Annotated in this window: 15 protein-coding genes; 11 read left to right on the plus strand and 4 right to left on the minus strand. The window is 59.1% G+C overall.

Annotation, left to right across the window (positions count from 1 at the left end; genetic code table 11):
* Positions 1 to 1,326 (plus strand): collagen-like protein (locus tag F4Z81_00915; protein MXW03608.1); only part of this gene is annotated, 1,326 nt, incomplete at its 5' end.
* A 306-nt stretch (positions 1,327 to 1,632) separates the two neighbouring features.
* Here the strand turns inward: F4Z81_00915 and F4Z81_00920 are convergent.
* Positions 1,633 to 3,207 carry a beta-ketoacyl synthase gene (locus F4Z81_00920; protein ID MXW03609.1) on the minus strand — a complete coding sequence of 525 codons (1,575 nt, stop codon included), beginning with the start codon at positions 3,205 to 3,207 and terminating at the stop codon, positions 1,633 to 1,635.
* A 496-nt stretch (positions 3,208 to 3,703) separates the two neighbouring features.
* Between F4Z81_00920 and F4Z81_00925 the strand changes: the two genes are divergently transcribed.
* From F4Z81_00925 to F4Z81_00940, 4 genes are all read left to right on the plus strand, one after another.
* Positions 3,704 to 5,146: a collagen-like protein gene (locus F4Z81_00925; protein MXW03610.1), complete on the plus strand. Its 1,443-nt coding sequence runs from the start codon at positions 3,704 to 3,706 to the stop codon at positions 5,144 to 5,146.
* A 477-nt stretch (positions 5,147 to 5,623) separates the two neighbouring features.
* Positions 5,624 to 6,331 carry a hypothetical protein gene (locus tag F4Z81_00930; GenBank protein ID MXW03611.1) on the plus strand — a complete coding sequence of 236 codons (708 nt, stop codon included), beginning with the start codon at positions 5,624 to 5,626 and terminating at the stop codon, positions 6,329 to 6,331.
* 163 nt (positions 6,332 to 6,494) lie between these two features.
* On the plus strand, positions 6,495 to 6,833 hold the full coding sequence (locus F4Z81_00935; protein ID MXW03612.1) for a hypothetical protein: 339 nt from the start codon (positions 6,495 to 6,497) through the stop codon (positions 6,831 to 6,833).
* 248 nt (positions 6,834 to 7,081) lie between these two features.
* The gene (locus tag F4Z81_00940; protein MXW03613.1) at positions 7,082 to 7,297 is read left to right on the plus strand and encodes a hypothetical protein; all 216 of its coding nucleotides are present in this window, start codon (positions 7,082 to 7,084) and stop codon (positions 7,295 to 7,297) included.
* A gap of 440 nt (positions 7,298 to 7,737) precedes the next feature.
* Here the strand turns inward: F4Z81_00940 and F4Z81_00945 are convergent, their stop codons facing one another.
* Together F4Z81_00945 and F4Z81_00950 are read right to left on the minus strand one after the other, a co-directional pair.
* A complete protein-coding gene (locus F4Z81_00945; GenBank protein MXW03614.1) occupies positions 7,738 to 8,832 on the minus strand; it encodes a Gfo/Idh/MocA family oxidoreductase in 1,095 nt (364 codons plus the stop codon).
* Positions 8,829 to 9,167 carry a cupin domain-containing protein gene (locus F4Z81_00950; GenBank protein ID MXW03615.1) on the minus strand — a complete coding sequence of 113 codons (339 nt, stop codon included), beginning with the start codon at positions 9,165 to 9,167 and terminating at the stop codon, positions 8,829 to 8,831. Before F4Z81_00950 ends, F4Z81_00945 begins: the two co-directional genes overlap by 4 nt.
* A gap of 257 nt (positions 9,168 to 9,424) precedes the next feature.
* Here F4Z81_00950 and F4Z81_00955 point away from each other — a divergent pair, with 257 nt between their 5' ends.
* A complete protein-coding gene (locus tag F4Z81_00955; protein ID MXW03616.1) occupies positions 9,425 to 10,810 on the plus strand; it encodes an aspartate aminotransferase family protein in 1,386 nt (461 codons plus the stop codon).
* Between the two features lie 97 nt (positions 10,811 to 10,907).
* Here F4Z81_00955 and F4Z81_00960 read toward each other — a convergent pair whose 3' ends face one another.
* On the minus strand, positions 10,908 to 12,362 hold the full coding sequence (locus F4Z81_00960) for a hypothetical protein (protein MXW03617.1): 1,455 nt from the start codon (positions 12,360 to 12,362) through the stop codon (positions 10,908 to 10,910).
* Positions 12,363 to 12,653: 291 nt separating this feature from the next.
* Between F4Z81_00960 and F4Z81_00965 the strand changes: the two genes are divergently transcribed.
* The 5 genes from F4Z81_00965 to F4Z81_00985 are packed head-to-tail and all read left to right on the plus strand — an operon-like array spanning position 12,654 to position 15,546.
* Positions 12,654 to 12,869, plus strand: a complete 216-nt coding sequence (locus tag F4Z81_00965) for a hypothetical protein (GenBank protein ID MXW03618.1) — start codon at positions 12,654 to 12,656, stop codon at positions 12,867 to 12,869.
* A gap of 10 nt (positions 12,870 to 12,879) precedes the next feature.
* Positions 12,880 to 13,083, plus strand: a complete 204-nt coding sequence (locus F4Z81_00970; protein ID MXW03619.1) for a hypothetical protein — start codon at positions 12,880 to 12,882, stop codon at positions 13,081 to 13,083.
* 10 nt (positions 13,084 to 13,093) lie between these two features.
* Positions 13,094 to 13,942 (plus strand): amidohydrolase family protein, encoded by an 849-nt coding sequence (locus F4Z81_00975; protein MXW03620.1) that lies wholly within the window; start codon positions 13,094 to 13,096, stop codon positions 13,940 to 13,942.
* Between the two features lie 15 nt (positions 13,943 to 13,957).
* A complete protein-coding gene (locus F4Z81_00980) occupies positions 13,958 to 14,794 on the plus strand; it encodes an amidohydrolase family protein (GenBank protein ID MXW03621.1) in 837 nt (278 codons plus the stop codon).
* Positions 14,791 to 15,546, plus strand: a complete 756-nt coding sequence (locus F4Z81_00985; GenBank protein MXW03622.1) for an amidohydrolase family protein — start codon at positions 14,791 to 14,793, stop codon at positions 15,544 to 15,546. The genes F4Z81_00980 and F4Z81_00985 overlap by 4 nt, the downstream gene beginning before the upstream one ends.
* Positions 15,547 to 15,691 lie beyond the last annotated feature (145 nt).

Raw genomic sequence — 15,691 nt, forward strand, 5'->3', positions numbered from 1 at the left:
GGTAAGACGGGTCCGGCAGGTCCGACAGGTCCGGCTGGCTCCGCAGGCCCGGCTGGTCCGGCAGGTCCGCAGGGTTCGACGGGTCCGGCAGGTCCGGCTGGCGCTGATGGTGCTGATGGCGCTCAGGGTCCGGCAGGTCCGGCTGGTCCGATGGGACCGGCTGGCGCTGATGGTGCTGACGGTGCTGACGGTGCTCAGGGTCCGGCTGGTCCGGCAGGTGCTGATGGCGCTCAGGGTCCGGCAGGTCCGGCAGGTCCTCAGGGTCCGGCAGGTATCCCGGACACCGGTGGCATTGATCCCATCCAGTTGGCTCAGGCACACCACATCGCCATCAAGGTAGGCGACGGGGATAAGGAAAACGCGACGGACGGCGTCTCGACCACTATGAGGGTCGGTGAGGATGTTATGATTGTAGCCGCAGCCCGCGCACAGAGTGAGAAAGTCCTTGAAGGTATCCCTGTTGCGATTGCCATTACCAAGAATGACGACGAAGCCATCACCCTGGAAGACGGCATGATCACCGCCGTCGGGGCCGGTTCGGCCGAAATCACGGCTATGTCGGATTTGGCCGGTATCGCCGGTAAGCTCACGGTCATGGTTACCAAACCGATTGATGAGATCGTTTTCATGGTTGGTACGGGTGACGACGCAGCTGATGGGCCCAGCTCCATCGTTTTAGCCGCGGGCCAGGTGTATAAGGATGAGATTACCGCCGTGGCTCATGATGAAGATGGCAAAGAAATCATGCCGCGTTCCAACTGGTCCTGGACAAGTACCGACAAGGCCGTTGCCACTGTCGCTGCGAGGAAAGATGATGACGACGCGTTAGTGGACAAGGGTGCTCACGGTACGATCACCGGTAAAGGCCCCGGCGACGCCGAGATTATGGCGACAGCCGAAGGTGTGAGCGGAAGTATCTCCGTCAGCGTCTCCGGTCAGGTCCAGACCAGGATCTTGAGGGCATCTACCTCCGATACACCGAACAATACTTTTGTATATGATAGAGATTCTGATACACCGGCATGGGACCCGGCGACCATTGCTTTCCAGGTGAATCTCTACGACATCTTTTCCGGAGATAGGATTGCTGGTACGGTCACTGCGGTGTCAGCCGACACAGATCTCGCAACGGTCGCTGTCACCACGCAACCTGCTGCGGCAACGCCAGGGTTAATTACTGTAACTCCTGTGCTTAATCCAGGTGATGGAACTAATGATACCGACACTGATGCAGGATCACAGTCGGTTGTTATCACGGTATCGACGGTAGCCGCTGATCCTGTCCGCGTGAATTTCACCTTAACAGTCAAAGACGCGCCAGAATAACATCGGGATAATCCGGGTCCCGTAGACAGGGCGCTGACAGAGTCCTGCGGCGAGATGGGGTGCCTTCCCGGGCGCCCCATCAAACCAAGTTTCGAGTGACCCCCGGAAGTTATCCCGACAGGGCAAGCATCATCGTAGCAGATCCGCCCTGCATTTGTCTCGGTCATTTCGTTACAACTTCCCGTTCGCCCTGAGTAGGAGCCACCGGCCACTGAAAAGGGCGATCGGTCTTGAAAAAAAAGAAAAGCCCCGTTGAGATTAACGGGGCTTTTCTGTATTCAGGTTTAAATTGAGCCAGATCCGCCGTTACTCATCCTGCAGCGGCCGGGAGATGACACAGGCGTTGATGCCTCCGATCCCCATGGACAGCTTGCCGGCAATGCCGTCGGGAGGCGGGCACGAGGTATCGTACACGAACCGGGTATGCAGGCTTTCTATCTCCGGATTCACCTCGTCGCGGGAGAGAGGCGTGGGATATAGCGCGCCCCGCGCGTAGCCGAGGTACTGAGCCGTCAGTTCCCATCCGCCTCCGGCGCTCATGCCGTGACCGAAGGTGCCTTTCCGCGCAGTGACCGTCACGGAACCGGGCACCATTTCGAGCAGATTCTCCATTTCCAGGAAATCGCCGGGCGTCGCCGTGGCGTGCAGATCCCACGAGGCGATGTCGCCAGCGGAAACGCGGGCGTCTTCGATGGCCTGGCCGACGGCCATCCTCGGTCCTTCCTTCGACGGCGTGATGATATGGTCGGCGTCGGAGCTGACGCCCACGGCCAGGGGTTCCATTCCCACCGGCCTGAACCCCTTCTCGGTCATGTATTCCCAGTCGCCGATGATCCAGAGCACGGAGCCGCCCGATACATGGGTGCCGCGCAGCCCGGTCAGGGGCTTGGACACGGCGCCGTCCGCGGCGGATACGCGGGCGCGGTAGAAGGCGCCTACCAGCAGGGACGTGGGGGGCGGGTCCGTGGCGCCGACGACCACGGCCTTGGCCTCGCCGCGCCGGATGGCGTCCATCCCGAGCTTGAGGCACACGCCGAAAGTGGAGCAGGCGGCCACGGGCGCCAGCGACAGGCCGTGAATCTGCCCCATCATGGTCACCTGCGACGCGGGCGTGTTGTGGATGTTCCAGATCAGGTCGGCCGAGACGCATTCCCATGGCGGCTCGGGCGCGCCCCAGTCGTCCTGCAGTTGGTGCTTCCGGCGCTGCTTATCGCGAATGAGCTTCATTTTGCCGGACTCGACGGTCCCCTCGACGTTCATCCCCTCGATCTCGGCGAGGGTCTCCAGGTACGACCTTAGTTCCTCAGACTGGGACGTCCAGTAGGCGTTCCAGGTTTCTTCGGCCTGGTCGCGCTTTGCCGATGGCGCGGTCTCCGGGTGGGGCGGCATGGCTTCGTCCACGCCTTCGTCGTCATGCCGGGTGAGATAGGCGCGAAGCCGGGCGTTCCGTTCCGCCGATCCCCAGAAATGGTCCCATGCGCGCTGGGCACGGTACAGTTCCATGCTGATCCGGCTGATGGTGGGGATATTGCCCACGCCGGTGCCGATGTATACGTGGGCGGACGTTCCCAGCGCCTGGAGTTCCTCTTCCAGGCCCGGGTTCTGTCCCAGCGACTGGATGAAGGCCCCGATCGCGTGCAGCGTGGTGGGATCCATCTTGTCGACCAGGCGGGTGTACCGGTTCGACGGAAACCGTGCGTCGATCCATGCCCGGTAGTCCTGGAAGTCGAAATCGGGTTCGCCCACCAGGAAGTTGTTCGGACCGAACCCGTCGAAGGGCGCCAGCCAGCTTTCCGACTGCTCCAGGTTGCGGGCAAAGGCTTCCATGTTGGGCGAACGGGGGGCCACGATGCCCCAGCCGAATATGCCGATTCTGCTCAAGTCGAGCCTCGCTGAAGACGGTGAAACCGCCGTAACCGCTACGGCCTTACAACCTCGATAATATACGCCTCGCAAGAGGTGGACTCAAGCCAATTCACCCTGGCGTCAGGAATGACGGCTTGCGGAAACTCCGACCTGCTGTTGGTTCTAAGCCCCCACTTTCCACGCTCACCCCTATCCAGTTTCTCACTTTCCTGACGTACCTGATCCTGCCTGACGTACCCGATTTAGACCCCCAGTAAAGAACAGTTGTGGTGACTGATTTATCCGATTTCGGACAAGTCTGCCAACCCATCTCCGCTGCTCAATCTATTCATATTTATGGGGAAAAGTCCGTAGATAAGGCCCGAAATACGAGCAGTGTTGAAGTACGTAATCGGCAATCTTGAGCTTGCAAATCAGTTAACCGATCAATTCGCGGGAAAGGAGGCGATATAGGTCAGTCTGGGATTTCGTCATTCCTTTTTTGTAGTGTTTCCATAATCGGGAGAAAACAATGCATTACCTCATAATTGCTGTATTGGCCCTCGGTCTGTCCCTGATGGGTTGCGAGGGCAAAACAGGTCCGGCGGGTCCGACCGGCGCCGCAGGTCAGCAAGGTCAGCAAGGTCCTCCTGGCGCTGATGGCGACAGGGGCCCGCAAGGTGAAAAGGGCGACAAGGGCGATCCGGGTGAACCTGGCGCTGATGGCGCTCCAGGTGAAAAGGGTGAAAAGGGCGATCCGGGTGAACCTGGCGCTGATGGCGCTCCGGGCGAGCCAGGTCCTCCTGGTGAGCAAGGCCCTCCGGGTCCAGCAGGAATCCCGGACACCGGTGGTATTGATCCCATCGAGCTGGCACAGGCGCATCACATCGCTTTCGTGATTTCAGGTGAAGATGATCCTGCTCCTGCTATTTCAAAGGATGTGATACGCACTTTAAGGATCGGCGAAGAGCACATGATCAGCGCCGTTGTCGGTGCGCAGAGTGGCAAAAAGCTACCCAGCGTTTCGGCTACTGTCATGATTAAGGTCACCAAGAACGAAGACGAAGCCATTACATTTGAAGACGGCATGCTCGCCGCTGTAGCGACCGGGAAAGCCGAAATCACGGCTTCTTCTGAGCTCGCCGGAATTTCCGGTAAACTCGTCGTCACAGTCACCAATCCTGTCGATGCGATCATGTTTGTGGTTGGTGAAGATGAAGATGAGCATTCAGGCGAAGAGTTTTTGGCGGTCGGTCAGAAAACTGGCGTGATTACCGCCGTTGCAGTTGACGAAGACGGTAAGGCGGTTCCGATGCCTCGTGGCAGTTTCGAGTGGGCCAGCAAGGACAAGTCCGTTGCTACGGTCGCTACGCCTAACAAGGACGCTAATGATAATACCATAGACAAGGAAGGTGTTATCACTGGTGCCGGTGCAGGCGAAACCATGATTACGGCTACGCGTGAAGGCGTAACGGGAAGCATAAGCGTCACCGTTACCGGTCAGGCTACCACGAGAAGGATCGTTGCTACTACTTCCAGTAATGGCAACACCTTGACCGCAGACCGTGCCGCTGATGGATCAATTACTTGGCCGTTAACCACCGTGTTCAATGTGAATGTCTACGATACCATTTCCAATGAGCGGACAGAGAATTTCACACTTGGCGTGAGCATCAACAAGGTCGCCGTGTTCGATGTAACTACGACCCCCGCTCTCTCGCCTCTCTTATCCACTACTGCCGACGCCGATCCTCTGGTGCGGTCGTCTACAGCATCTGCTGGAGCTGACAACGATGAGATAGCGGTTACCTTGACAGGTATCCTGGCAGCATTGGCTGATGTTGCAACAACAACGGATGTTGATGAATCAGATAATGCTCGTCAAGATAGCATTATCGTCACCTTGACGGCAACAGGTGCCGATCCGGTGAACTTACGATTCACCGCGAAGGTACCTGCTACGCCAGACAATTAACATCGGGATAATCCGGGTCCCGTAGACAGGGCGCTGACAGAGTCCTGCGGCGAGATGGGGTGCCTTCCCGGGCACCCCGTCAGACCAAGTTTCGAGTGACCCCCGGAAGTTATCCCGACAGGGCAAGCAACATCGTAGCAGATCCGCCCTGCATTTGTCTCGGTCATTTCGTTACACCTTCCCGTTCGCCCTGAGTAGGAGCCATAGGCCACTGAAAAGGGCGATCGGTTCCAAAATCAAGAAAAGCCCCGTTGCTGGTACGGGGCTTTTCTGTATTCAACGATTTACAAGACTCGGCCGGTCCAGAAGGTGGTAAACACATACGTTATTGCAGTTCATTCACTTGACCGTCCGTCGGTCGCGTGGTTACCAATCAGGATGAAGGGATTGACAGTCTTCCGTGTTTTACCTTAGACTTCACAAAGGCTGTCGCTGCAAACAGTCCGTACCAGTCTATCGATCGTCCCGGAGCCCTGAATACCCTTGCGAACCCTGTTTATCGGCGACCTTCACGGCTGCGCCCGTGAGTTCGAACAACTGCTATCCAAACTGGCATTTCAGCGGGACACGGACCTCCTGTACCTGACGGGCGATGCGTTCAGCCGGGGACCCGACCCCGTCGACGTATGGAAGCTGATCCAGGATACGGGCGCGAGGATGGTCCTCGGCAACCACGACTACCGCCTGGCGGACCGGCTTCGCTTGCACCTGTCCGGCGCCGCGGTTCCCACGCGAAGCCCCAATACCCTTCAGACCCTGGAAGCCCTCGCCCCATGCGCCGACGCCCTCATCCCCTGGCTGGAATCGCTTCCCCTCTGGATCGACGAACCCGCATTCCTGCTGGTCCACGCGGGCATCAATCCTGAAAAAGGCTTTCGCGGCACGACCACGGAAGAGTTCCTCGTCATCCGTACCTGGCCGCCCGTGGACGGCATCGTGGGACCACGATGGCACGACGCGTACGATCCATCCGGCAAGCTGATCATATTCGGCCACGACGCACCCGGCGGCCTCGTGATCAAACGCCGGGACGACGGTTCCCCCTACGTGATCGGCCTGGATTCGGGATGTATCTATGGCGGACAACTGAGCGGGTACGTGCTGCAGGAAGACCGTTTGGTGCAGGTTGCATCCAGCCATCCCCCGAGCGTGCGACCGGATTCAGGATCATCAACGCTGTCTTGATTCGTGCCTGGTTGATGCTCGGACCTCCTCTTGCCGTAGTAAAAAGTTTTTTTCCTTCGAGATACCGGGAAACTTCTCTGTCTAATCCATTTAGAGAGTATTCGCATCATATTCGCTGGATGGGATGACAGACGTGGCACAACAAGTCACAAGGAGTGAACCGATGCCCCTGGATAAAGATCGGCCCCTGGACAAATCGGAATTGCATGCGCAGCCTGGTTCGTTCGAATGGTATGTTGTTCAGAAACTCGATCAACTGGACCATGGTATGGATCGGCTTCAAACTGATGTGGGGCAATTGCAAAACGATGTGCGAAGGCTGGAAAATACAGTGGGTCGGCTGGAAAACGCCGTTAATGGTACCGACAACCAGGACGGTATCCTTACCAGGCTGAGTGTGATTGAGCAAACGATGGCGACTAAAACCTGGGTGCTGGCACTCGCACCGGTGGAGTTGATCATTTTCACCGGAATGGTGGTCGCTATGATTAAGATATGGTGATGGGTCCACTCGAACGTCTGACGGCTGCAAAGGAGTGAATTTAAATCATGACTACCGAAAATATGAACCACGAAGGACGGATCGGACGCCTGGAAGGCATCATCGAACAGATAGACAAGCGCCTGTCCCGTATCGAGACGGTAGTGATCGGCCAGTTGGTCATGACCGTCGCAATCCTTATCAAGTTGTTTATCTCGTGATCCAATACTCAGGTATACACCAAATGAACTACCCAATAAGGAATTAAAATGGAATCGTTACCTTCATGGCTGCCCGCGGTAGTTACCATATTGATGATCGCTGTGATCGGGGCGGTGGCAAAACTGTGCCTCTGGATGGGGAAGAGGGAGGGAATGGAAAGTGGCGTCTTAACAACGCTTGAAGACATCAAGGAGGACATCCGAACGATCCGGATTGCGATCGCGGACCTTGTAATGAGCAACGAATCCAAAAGCCGTCAATGAGATTCAGGAATTACTGTCACCGCGGAAATATGGCGTAATGTATTGGGAGGGAATGGAATGTCCGAGTCAGGTTGGTGGCAGCGCCACGGCGCGGTCTTTACATCGGTAATCACCCTTATATCCGTATTAACGTATCTACACGTTTCACTAAATGACATAAGGGATGAGTTAAGGAGTGAAGTGGGTAGCTTGAGAAACGAAATGAGTAGCTTTAGGACCGAAATCAAAGCGGAAATCAAGGATTTGCGGGCCTCGTTGGACCGGGTGGAGACTAAGGTGGACGAGGTCCGGGGATACTTGAGATTCAACACTTCCGCGCCTAACGACGAACTACCCCCAAAGGAGTAATCATAGATCATCAGATCACGCCGGCGGAAAGCATAGCTTGCTGCTGCGGATCGGGCATTCAGACATGCCAGGCATTCAGACATGCCAGGCATTCAGACGTGCCAGATATACAGATCGCGGTTGGCCAGCGGGAGATCCACCCAGGTGCCGTCGCGGCGGTGGCTTTCGGCGACGGCGATGCAGGCTTCCGTAATGTGGTGGGCGACCTCAACGTGCCCCAGGCTTTGATCGCCCGTCTCGTACGCGCGGACGAGGTCTTCCAGGCAGGAAACGACCGTACTCTTCGGCGTAACGAATTCGAACGGCACCTCCTCCCAGGCGCTGCGGCCTTTGCGGTTTTCCCGCCCCTCGAGCGGCGCCCGCCGCAACGATGCATCGGCCCCGTTGTTCAGCGACCTGATGGTCCCCTCGGTCCCGATGATCTCGTACTCCCATCCCGCCGCGGGAATCGACCACGCGCGGACACCGTTCTCGAAGTCCAGTTCGTACGTCGCGATCGGATCGTAGGGGATGTGATCGCCGTCAATGACGTAGTCCCGGGGGTCGATCTCGCCGCGAACGGAGCGGATGACGGGATCGCCGATCAGCCAGGAGAGCGTGTCGATGGAATGGATGTGACCGTGCATCAGGGATGACCGCGCGTAGTGGACGGCCGCCGTGGGCTCACCTACATCGCCCCTCAGGACCGCGTCGCGCACCACGCCGTATCGGTTGTCGAACCTGCGCAGCACGCCCGTATTGAATACCGTTCCGTTTTTCAACACAGCGTCGAGGATGTCGTCGGCCGCCGCCATGGAACTGGCCATGGCCTTCTCCACGTAGAGCATGGGCACGCCCATTTCCGCCAGCGCGACGGCCAGCTCGGCATGGGAATCTCCGCGAAACGAAGCGTCGGGCGCTTCCCGGGCCGGTTTCTGCAGACCCGATGCGGTGGTGCATACGGCAACGATGTTGGGACGCTCCTCCCGGACCATGTCCCGGAAATCCTCGTACAGGGCGTTGACGCCCCAGCGCCTGGAAAAGTCCTCCCTGCGCTCAGTCCGAAGGTCGCAGCCGGCGGCGATCTCCAACCGTTCGCTCGCCCTGCAGGCGGCCGCGACAGAATAGGGCAGGGGCGTATGGCCCTCGTCGTCGATCGTGCTGCCCATGCGGCCCAGTCCAATGATACCTACTCGATAGGTTTTCATAGCGTGATCTTGTCCATATGGCTATGGGGTTGGGATATGACGAGGAATATGAGCTCTTCCTCGCCGGTGTTTTCCAGTCGATGCGGCGTTTTCGGGGGTACATGCATGGCCTCTCCACGAAGTACCCTGTAGGTCTCATCCCCCAGTTGAATGGTGGCAACACCTTGCAGTAGATAGAACAACTGTTGCGCTTTGCGGTGAAAGTGCATCTCCTCCACGCCGCCCTTGGGCACCCTTTCTTTGATTACGCTCAAAGAGGCCGTGTTCAGCAGATGCCATCCATCGCAGTCGTTACCCCATTTGTAGTGTTCCGAGTGATCTGGCTTGATGACCATAATGTGCCCCTGCCAGTGCATCGATGTTTCTCTGCCCATGCGTCGCGTGCGAACAGGCCATTCGGTTCGAATTGAAGATAGAATCGTACTCCCAACATGGCAAAAACAATCTACCTTGACTCGCAGCGGCACCGGCGAACGGCACCGGCGAATTGTATTGACACGCCGGGGGTGTCCGGTTTAGCATGGCCTTACCCTATTCCCCCTTAAAAAAGCGCTGGTTACAATCGTAATCCAGCAACCCCAGGAGACGGATCATGGCGTCGCTACCCACCACGAACAAGGGTTGGCTCGAACTCGGCAACCAGTACCTCTTGAGACATCCGATGCGTACCGCGCCGCTGGTTCCCGAACGCGGCGACGGGCTCTACATGTGGGACGTGGAAGGCCGGCGATTCATCGATTTTCAATCGGGTCAGTTGTGCGTAACACTGGGCCATTCCCACCCGGATTACGTGAAGGCCCTCTGCGACCAGGCCCATAAGATCATCCAGGTGGGTACGACCTTCATCGCGCCGTCGGAGGTGCTGCTGGCCAAGAAGATGGCCGAGATCGCACCGGACCCGCTGCAGAAGTCCTTCTTCGCCTGCACGGGATCCGAATCCAACGAAATGGCCCTGCGCCTCGTGCGGAAGTACACGGACCGCTTCGAGGTGATCGCCCTCATGCGCGGCTACCACGGCCAGTCCTACGGCAGCGCGTCCATCACCGGCCGGGGCGGCATGCTTCGGGAAGGTTACGGCCCCATGCCCACGGGCGCTTCGTTCATCCCCACGCCCTACGAATACCGCTGCCAGTTCTGCCGGGACGAAGCCTGTTGCAACCTTGGATGCGCGGACGCGGCGGAGAACGTGATCGACTCGTCCACCTCCGGGCGGCCCGCGGCCTTCTTCTTTGAACCGCTCATGAGCGCGGCGGGACAGATCGTGCCTTCCAAGGAGTGGATCCAGCGGATCGTGGAAATCTGCCGGGAACGGGACATCCTGACCGTGGCCGACGAAGCCCTGACGTGCTTCGGGCGGACGGGCAAGTGGTTCGCCTTCGAGCACTTCGATTTCGTGCCCGACATCGTGACCTGCTCCAAGGGACTCGGCGGCGCCGTGCCCCTGTGCGCGGTCATGACCAGCGCCGAGATCGCGGACGCCGCGGTGGCGAAGGGATTCATGCCCTTCTCGTCCCACGCAGGCGACCCGCTCCTCTGCGAAACCGGCCTGGCCAATCTCGAAATCGTCGATCGCGAGAACCTGGTGGAGAACGCCCGGGTCGTGGGCAACTACTTCATGGACCGGCTCAAGGTGATGGAGGAGACCTACGAAATCGTGGGCGAGGCCCGGGGACTGGGCCTGTGCCTGGGGCTCGAACTGGTGACGGACAAGCAGAGCCGGGAGCCCAACTTCGAAGGCGCCGCCATGGTGACGGAGTACTGCTACGAGAACGGCCTCTGGCTGCCCATCGTGCCCAGGATGCTCAACAAGGATCCGTTGAGCCTGCGCTTCATGGAACTGTCCGGTTCCCAGGTACTGCGGTTCATGCCGCCCATCACCATCACTGAAGCCCAGATCGACGAATCCCTGGAGATCATCGAGGCCGGCGTACGCATCGCCGAAGAAAGAACGGCGCGCGTGGCGCCGGCGGTGGTGTAGTCCCCGCCAGGCCGCCGCAATCGCACCGGGTCGACGCGGGTAGTCGCGTCGGCGGTGGTTGGTGTAGGCGCGGACGATCTGGGGCGCATTCCTGCGTTCAGGACAGGCGCACGATGATGTACCAGAGCCCGATGGATATGTAGGTCGCGGTGATGGCGACCATGATGACCCGGGTGAGGGGATGGGGTTTGACCCACGACGGGAAGGCCCGGGGAACGAGGAAATAGTTCAGGTAGATCAGGCCGGGACAGAAGAGCCCCATGGCCATGAAGGCGATGACGCCCCGGATGATGAGCAGATCCCCCGGCTGCGCGAGGGGCAGCGTGATCGTCGTCAGCACGGTGAACACCACGACGAAGGCGTAGTACAGCGTCCTGAAATGAAACCGCCGCGCCCGCTTCACGTTGGCGTAGATGAAGTCCGCCTGCATGCGGGCGAAGCCGTCGGTGGACTGCAGCCAGGCATCGCACAGAAACGCCGCGGCGACGATCAGGAACACGACCTTGCCGATGGCGCCCCAGCTGACCTCGAAGAAGGCCGACTGCACCACGGCGATTTCCCAGCCCTCGGGAACGATGCCCTGCGGCTTCAGCAGGGCCCACGCCAGCCAGCACATGATGATGGTCGTCACCAGGTTCAGCGTGACGCCGAGGCCCGACTCGAGCTTCAGGTACCGCATGAACTTCCCGTAGTTTATCCGGTTGGATTCGGTATCCTCGAAGGCATAACCCGTGGCCGAGATGGCCTCCGGTGCGGTCCGCAGGGGGCTGGTTATGCGCCCGATGTAGGCCGACATGCCCACGCCCTTGTCCCGCATCCAGTAGGAGAGGAAGAGCTGGCCGAAGCCGCCGGCGCCGGCGAAGACGATGGCGGTGAGCACCGTGGACAGGTCCGCCGGGTCCCAGTTGGCGGGCCTGTGGTAGCCGGGCGTCAATAGGACGCCGAAGAACTCGCCCGCCACGTCCAGAACCGGCCGCTGGAAGACGGCGAAGGCGATCCCCACCATCGTGATGACGACCACCGCCATGGTGAGCCGTTCCACAATCAGGTAGACCACCCGGCCCATGAACAGGGCGACCAGGTAGATCCCGATGGTCAGGTAGGCCCAGAAGAGCGACTGGCCGCGCACCGTCCATCCGTAGGGGAACCCGGTAAGCTCCGCCAGGGCGCCGCCGCCCGCCGACGCGTAGGCGCCGAACCAGATATTCTCGAGAAACACCCCGACCCAGATGGCCGTCACGTACCACTTCCCGACACGGCTGAAGCCGGTCAAGGCCGTCTCGCCCGTCATGATCGTATACCGGGCGATCTCCACGTTGACCCAGTACTGCATCAGGGCGGCCGGGATGAGCAGGCCGATGAAGGCCGCGCCGTACTTGGCGGTCAGGTAGGGCCACCAGATGAGTTCGCCACTGCCCTGGGCCAGGCCGGCCCAGACGATGCCGGGGCCGACGTACTTCAGCATGCCGGCGAAGGTGGGCACGGCGGCCAGTTTCAGGGGCGACAGGCGGCCGAGTGGACGGGTGTTTTCGGTGGCGGTTTCGGCGGACATGAAGTGGGACCCGAGAATCGGCGATGCTATACCGACTATTGCATATAGTCCGATCAACGCCGTAGACGAACGATCGGTCGAAAAACAGGGGAAGTTGAAGGATCCGGTCGAACCGGCATAGTACAAGGGGGTGCAAGATAGTTCAAGCACAAAAAAGGAAACCACAGGTGGCCTGAACCCACAGATTTCTCAAGGCTGGTTCACAGCCGCACCGCCTGACGAGAGTGAGGGTGTAAATCCGTTGACTACATGCTATTGCGCTGATAGCTTTCAAATGAAGGAGTTCATAATATGAACGAAAGAAAACCACCTGACTCCAACGATGAAGTAATGGTCGAAATCTGTTACAAAGACAACAGTATCAAGAACCGGTTGGCCAGACTTGAAGCGTCAGATGACCACATCAGATACCTGATCGAAAGTAACGCAACGTATTTTCGGTGGATCATCGGCATTATTCTAGCCGCCTATATTTCTATAATGATCAAACTGGTTTTTATTCCATGAGGGAAGGGTTATGTCGAAGAAGAAAGGACGGATTCTGGACGTGGACGTCGGCGAGCGTCTCAAAACCGCGTTGATGGATGTTTTAAACGACGAAGAGATCGTCGCCTTGCGTATGGAAGTTGACGTTGAAGTCAAGAGCGGATATACCGATAAAGCGTGGTACGCCTGGAAGAATCCAGTCTGTACCCAAAGCGTCTCTTCCAAAGGTATTTAAGGATCACGCCATGGTGGATTTCCCCATTGTAGACACCCACGTACATCTCTGGGACCCGAATCACCTGAGATACAGCTGGCTGGACGGTATTCCCCTGCTGAACCAGCGGTACCTGTTGGAGGAGTACCGGCAGGCCTGTGGGAATGTCCAGGTGGAACAGATGGTCTTCGTGCAATGCGAATGCGACGCCGGTCAGCACGTCCAGGAAGCGGAATGGGTATCCGGCCTTGCCCGGCAGGACGGCCGGATCCGCGGAATCGTGGCCAACGCACCGCTCGAACGGGGCGTGGCGGTCGACGCCGACCTCGTTGCGCTGGCCCGGATACCACTGGTCAAGGGCATCCGCCGCCTGCTGCAGACCGAGGACGCCGGCTTTTGCCTGCAGCCCGGGTTCATCGAAGGGGTCCGGCTGCTGCCGACCCACGGGCTGTCCTTCGATATCTGCATCTTCCACCCGCAGCTGGCGAATGCGATCGAATTCGTCCGGCAGTGCCCCGACGTCTCCTTCATCCTGGATCATATCGGCAAGCCCGACATCAAGAACCAGGCCTTCGATCCGTGGAAAGACGAACTGAGGACCCTGGCGGAGATGCCCAATGTCTACTGCAAGATATCGGGGCTCGTCACCGAGGCGGACATGGAGCGGTGGACGCCCGAGGACCTGAAGCCTTACATCGACCACGTGATCGCGTGCTTCGGCATCGACCGGGTCATGTACGGCGGGGATTGGCCCGTCGCCTTCCAGGCCACGGAGTACCCGCGCTGGGTGGAGACCCTGTCCTGGGCGACCAGCGGACTATCGGACGCCGAAAGACGCAAGCTGTTTCACGACAACGCCATCTCCTTCTACCGGCTTTAACGGCTTCTTTTTTTCATGACCCTCGCCTCCCTGTGCCAGAAGCTTCTGCCCGACGGCCCGGTGCTGGATATCCACGTACATCCCCTGAACTGTTTCGGCGCCTATGGGGTTTCCTCGCCCGTCGAGGACGCGGAAAGATTGATCGCGACCGCCGGCCGTTCCGGTGTGACCCGGATGTGCGTGTTTTCACTGCATGAGACCACACCCTACGAACCCACGGTCGAACAGTGCCGGCTGGCCAACGACTACGTGTTGCGGATGCGGGACGCGCAACCTGACGCGATCCTCCCGTTCTGCTACGTAACGCCCGCCTTCCCGGACGAAGCCGTCGCCGAGATCGAGCGTTGCGTGGGGGGCCAGGCCATGGGAGGAGTAAAGCTATGGGTGGCCCGCCGGGCAACGGACCCCGGACTCGATCCGATCATGGTAGCGGCCGTGTCATTGGACGTCCCGGTGCTGCAACACGCCTGGCTGAAGACCACCGGCAACCTGCCCGGTGAGTCCACGCCCTTCGACGTGGCCGACCTCGCCCGCCGCCATCCCCGGTCAAGGATCATCATGGCTCATCTCAACGGGGTGGGCCACCGCGGCATCGAGGCGATCGCCGACGTGCCGAACGTCGTGGTGGATACCTCGGGCGGCGATCCGGAAAGCGGCATGGTCGAAGCGGCCGTCAGCAGGCTTGGCGCCCACCGGGTCGTCTACGGCTCGGACGCGCCCATCCGGCATTTCGGCGTCACGATGAACAAGGTCCTGGGCGCGGCCATACCGGACGCCGCCAAACGCGCGATCCTGTGGGATAATGCATTGCGGATATTGAAGTTGTGCGGAGAATCCGGAGATCCGTCATGATCATCGACGTCAACGCCTGGACCGGTCCATGGCCCGCCCTGGTCAACGTGCCCTACGACGTCGATTCGGTACGGTCCTCGTTACGCACATTCGGCGTGGAGCGCATTTTCATGTCGCCGCTGGCCGCCGCGTGGAGTGCCAATCCGCATCTCTGCAACCGGGTCGTCTATGAAGCGGCCGATGCGTACGCCGATATCAGCCCCGTACCGGTCATCGACCCGACGCTGCCCACGTGGCCTGAAGAATTGGCGAAAGCGACCGGACATCGCGCCGTCCCCATGATCAAGCTGCTGCCGGGTTATGGAAGGTATGGCCTGGATGCGGCGAATGATCTGTTCGAAGAGGCGGGACGGGCAAGCCTGGCTGTGATGGTCCAGATCCGCATCGATGACCCGCGGCGACATCACCCTTTAGCACAGGTGCCCGATGTTCATGCCGGGGAAGTGATGGAAACGGCGAAGCGCCATCCCGATCTGAAACTGGTCCTGGGCGGAGCGAGCGCGTCTACTTTGAGAGAATACGCGCCGCAAGTCCGCGATCTGCCCGGCCTTTACGCGGATACGTCCCAGGTGGATGGGGTGGACAGCGTGAAGACTCTCGTGGACGAGGGAATCGGGGGCAAGCTGCTCTTTGGGTCCCACGCCCCGGTGTTCATGCCGGCGGCGGCCCTGGCGCGGGTGCTGTGTGATTTTACTGAAGAGTCGGTAATGGACATACTACGTAAAAACACGTTAAGTATGTTTGTCGACTGAGTTAGCGAGCGCTCTATCTGAGTAAAAAGCAACGAGTCCGTGTCAACTACTTAACTTGAAACACTTGATCTAATTACAAACCAATTCTGTTTTTGATAACAACTAGCAATGAAATCCTAAATCGAACCTATTACAATTTATCAGT

This window comes from Gemmatimonadota bacterium (genome assembly GCA_009835325.1).
Classification (GTDB): Bacteria; JAAXHH01; JAAXHH01; order JAAXHH01; family JAAXHH01; genus JAAXHH01.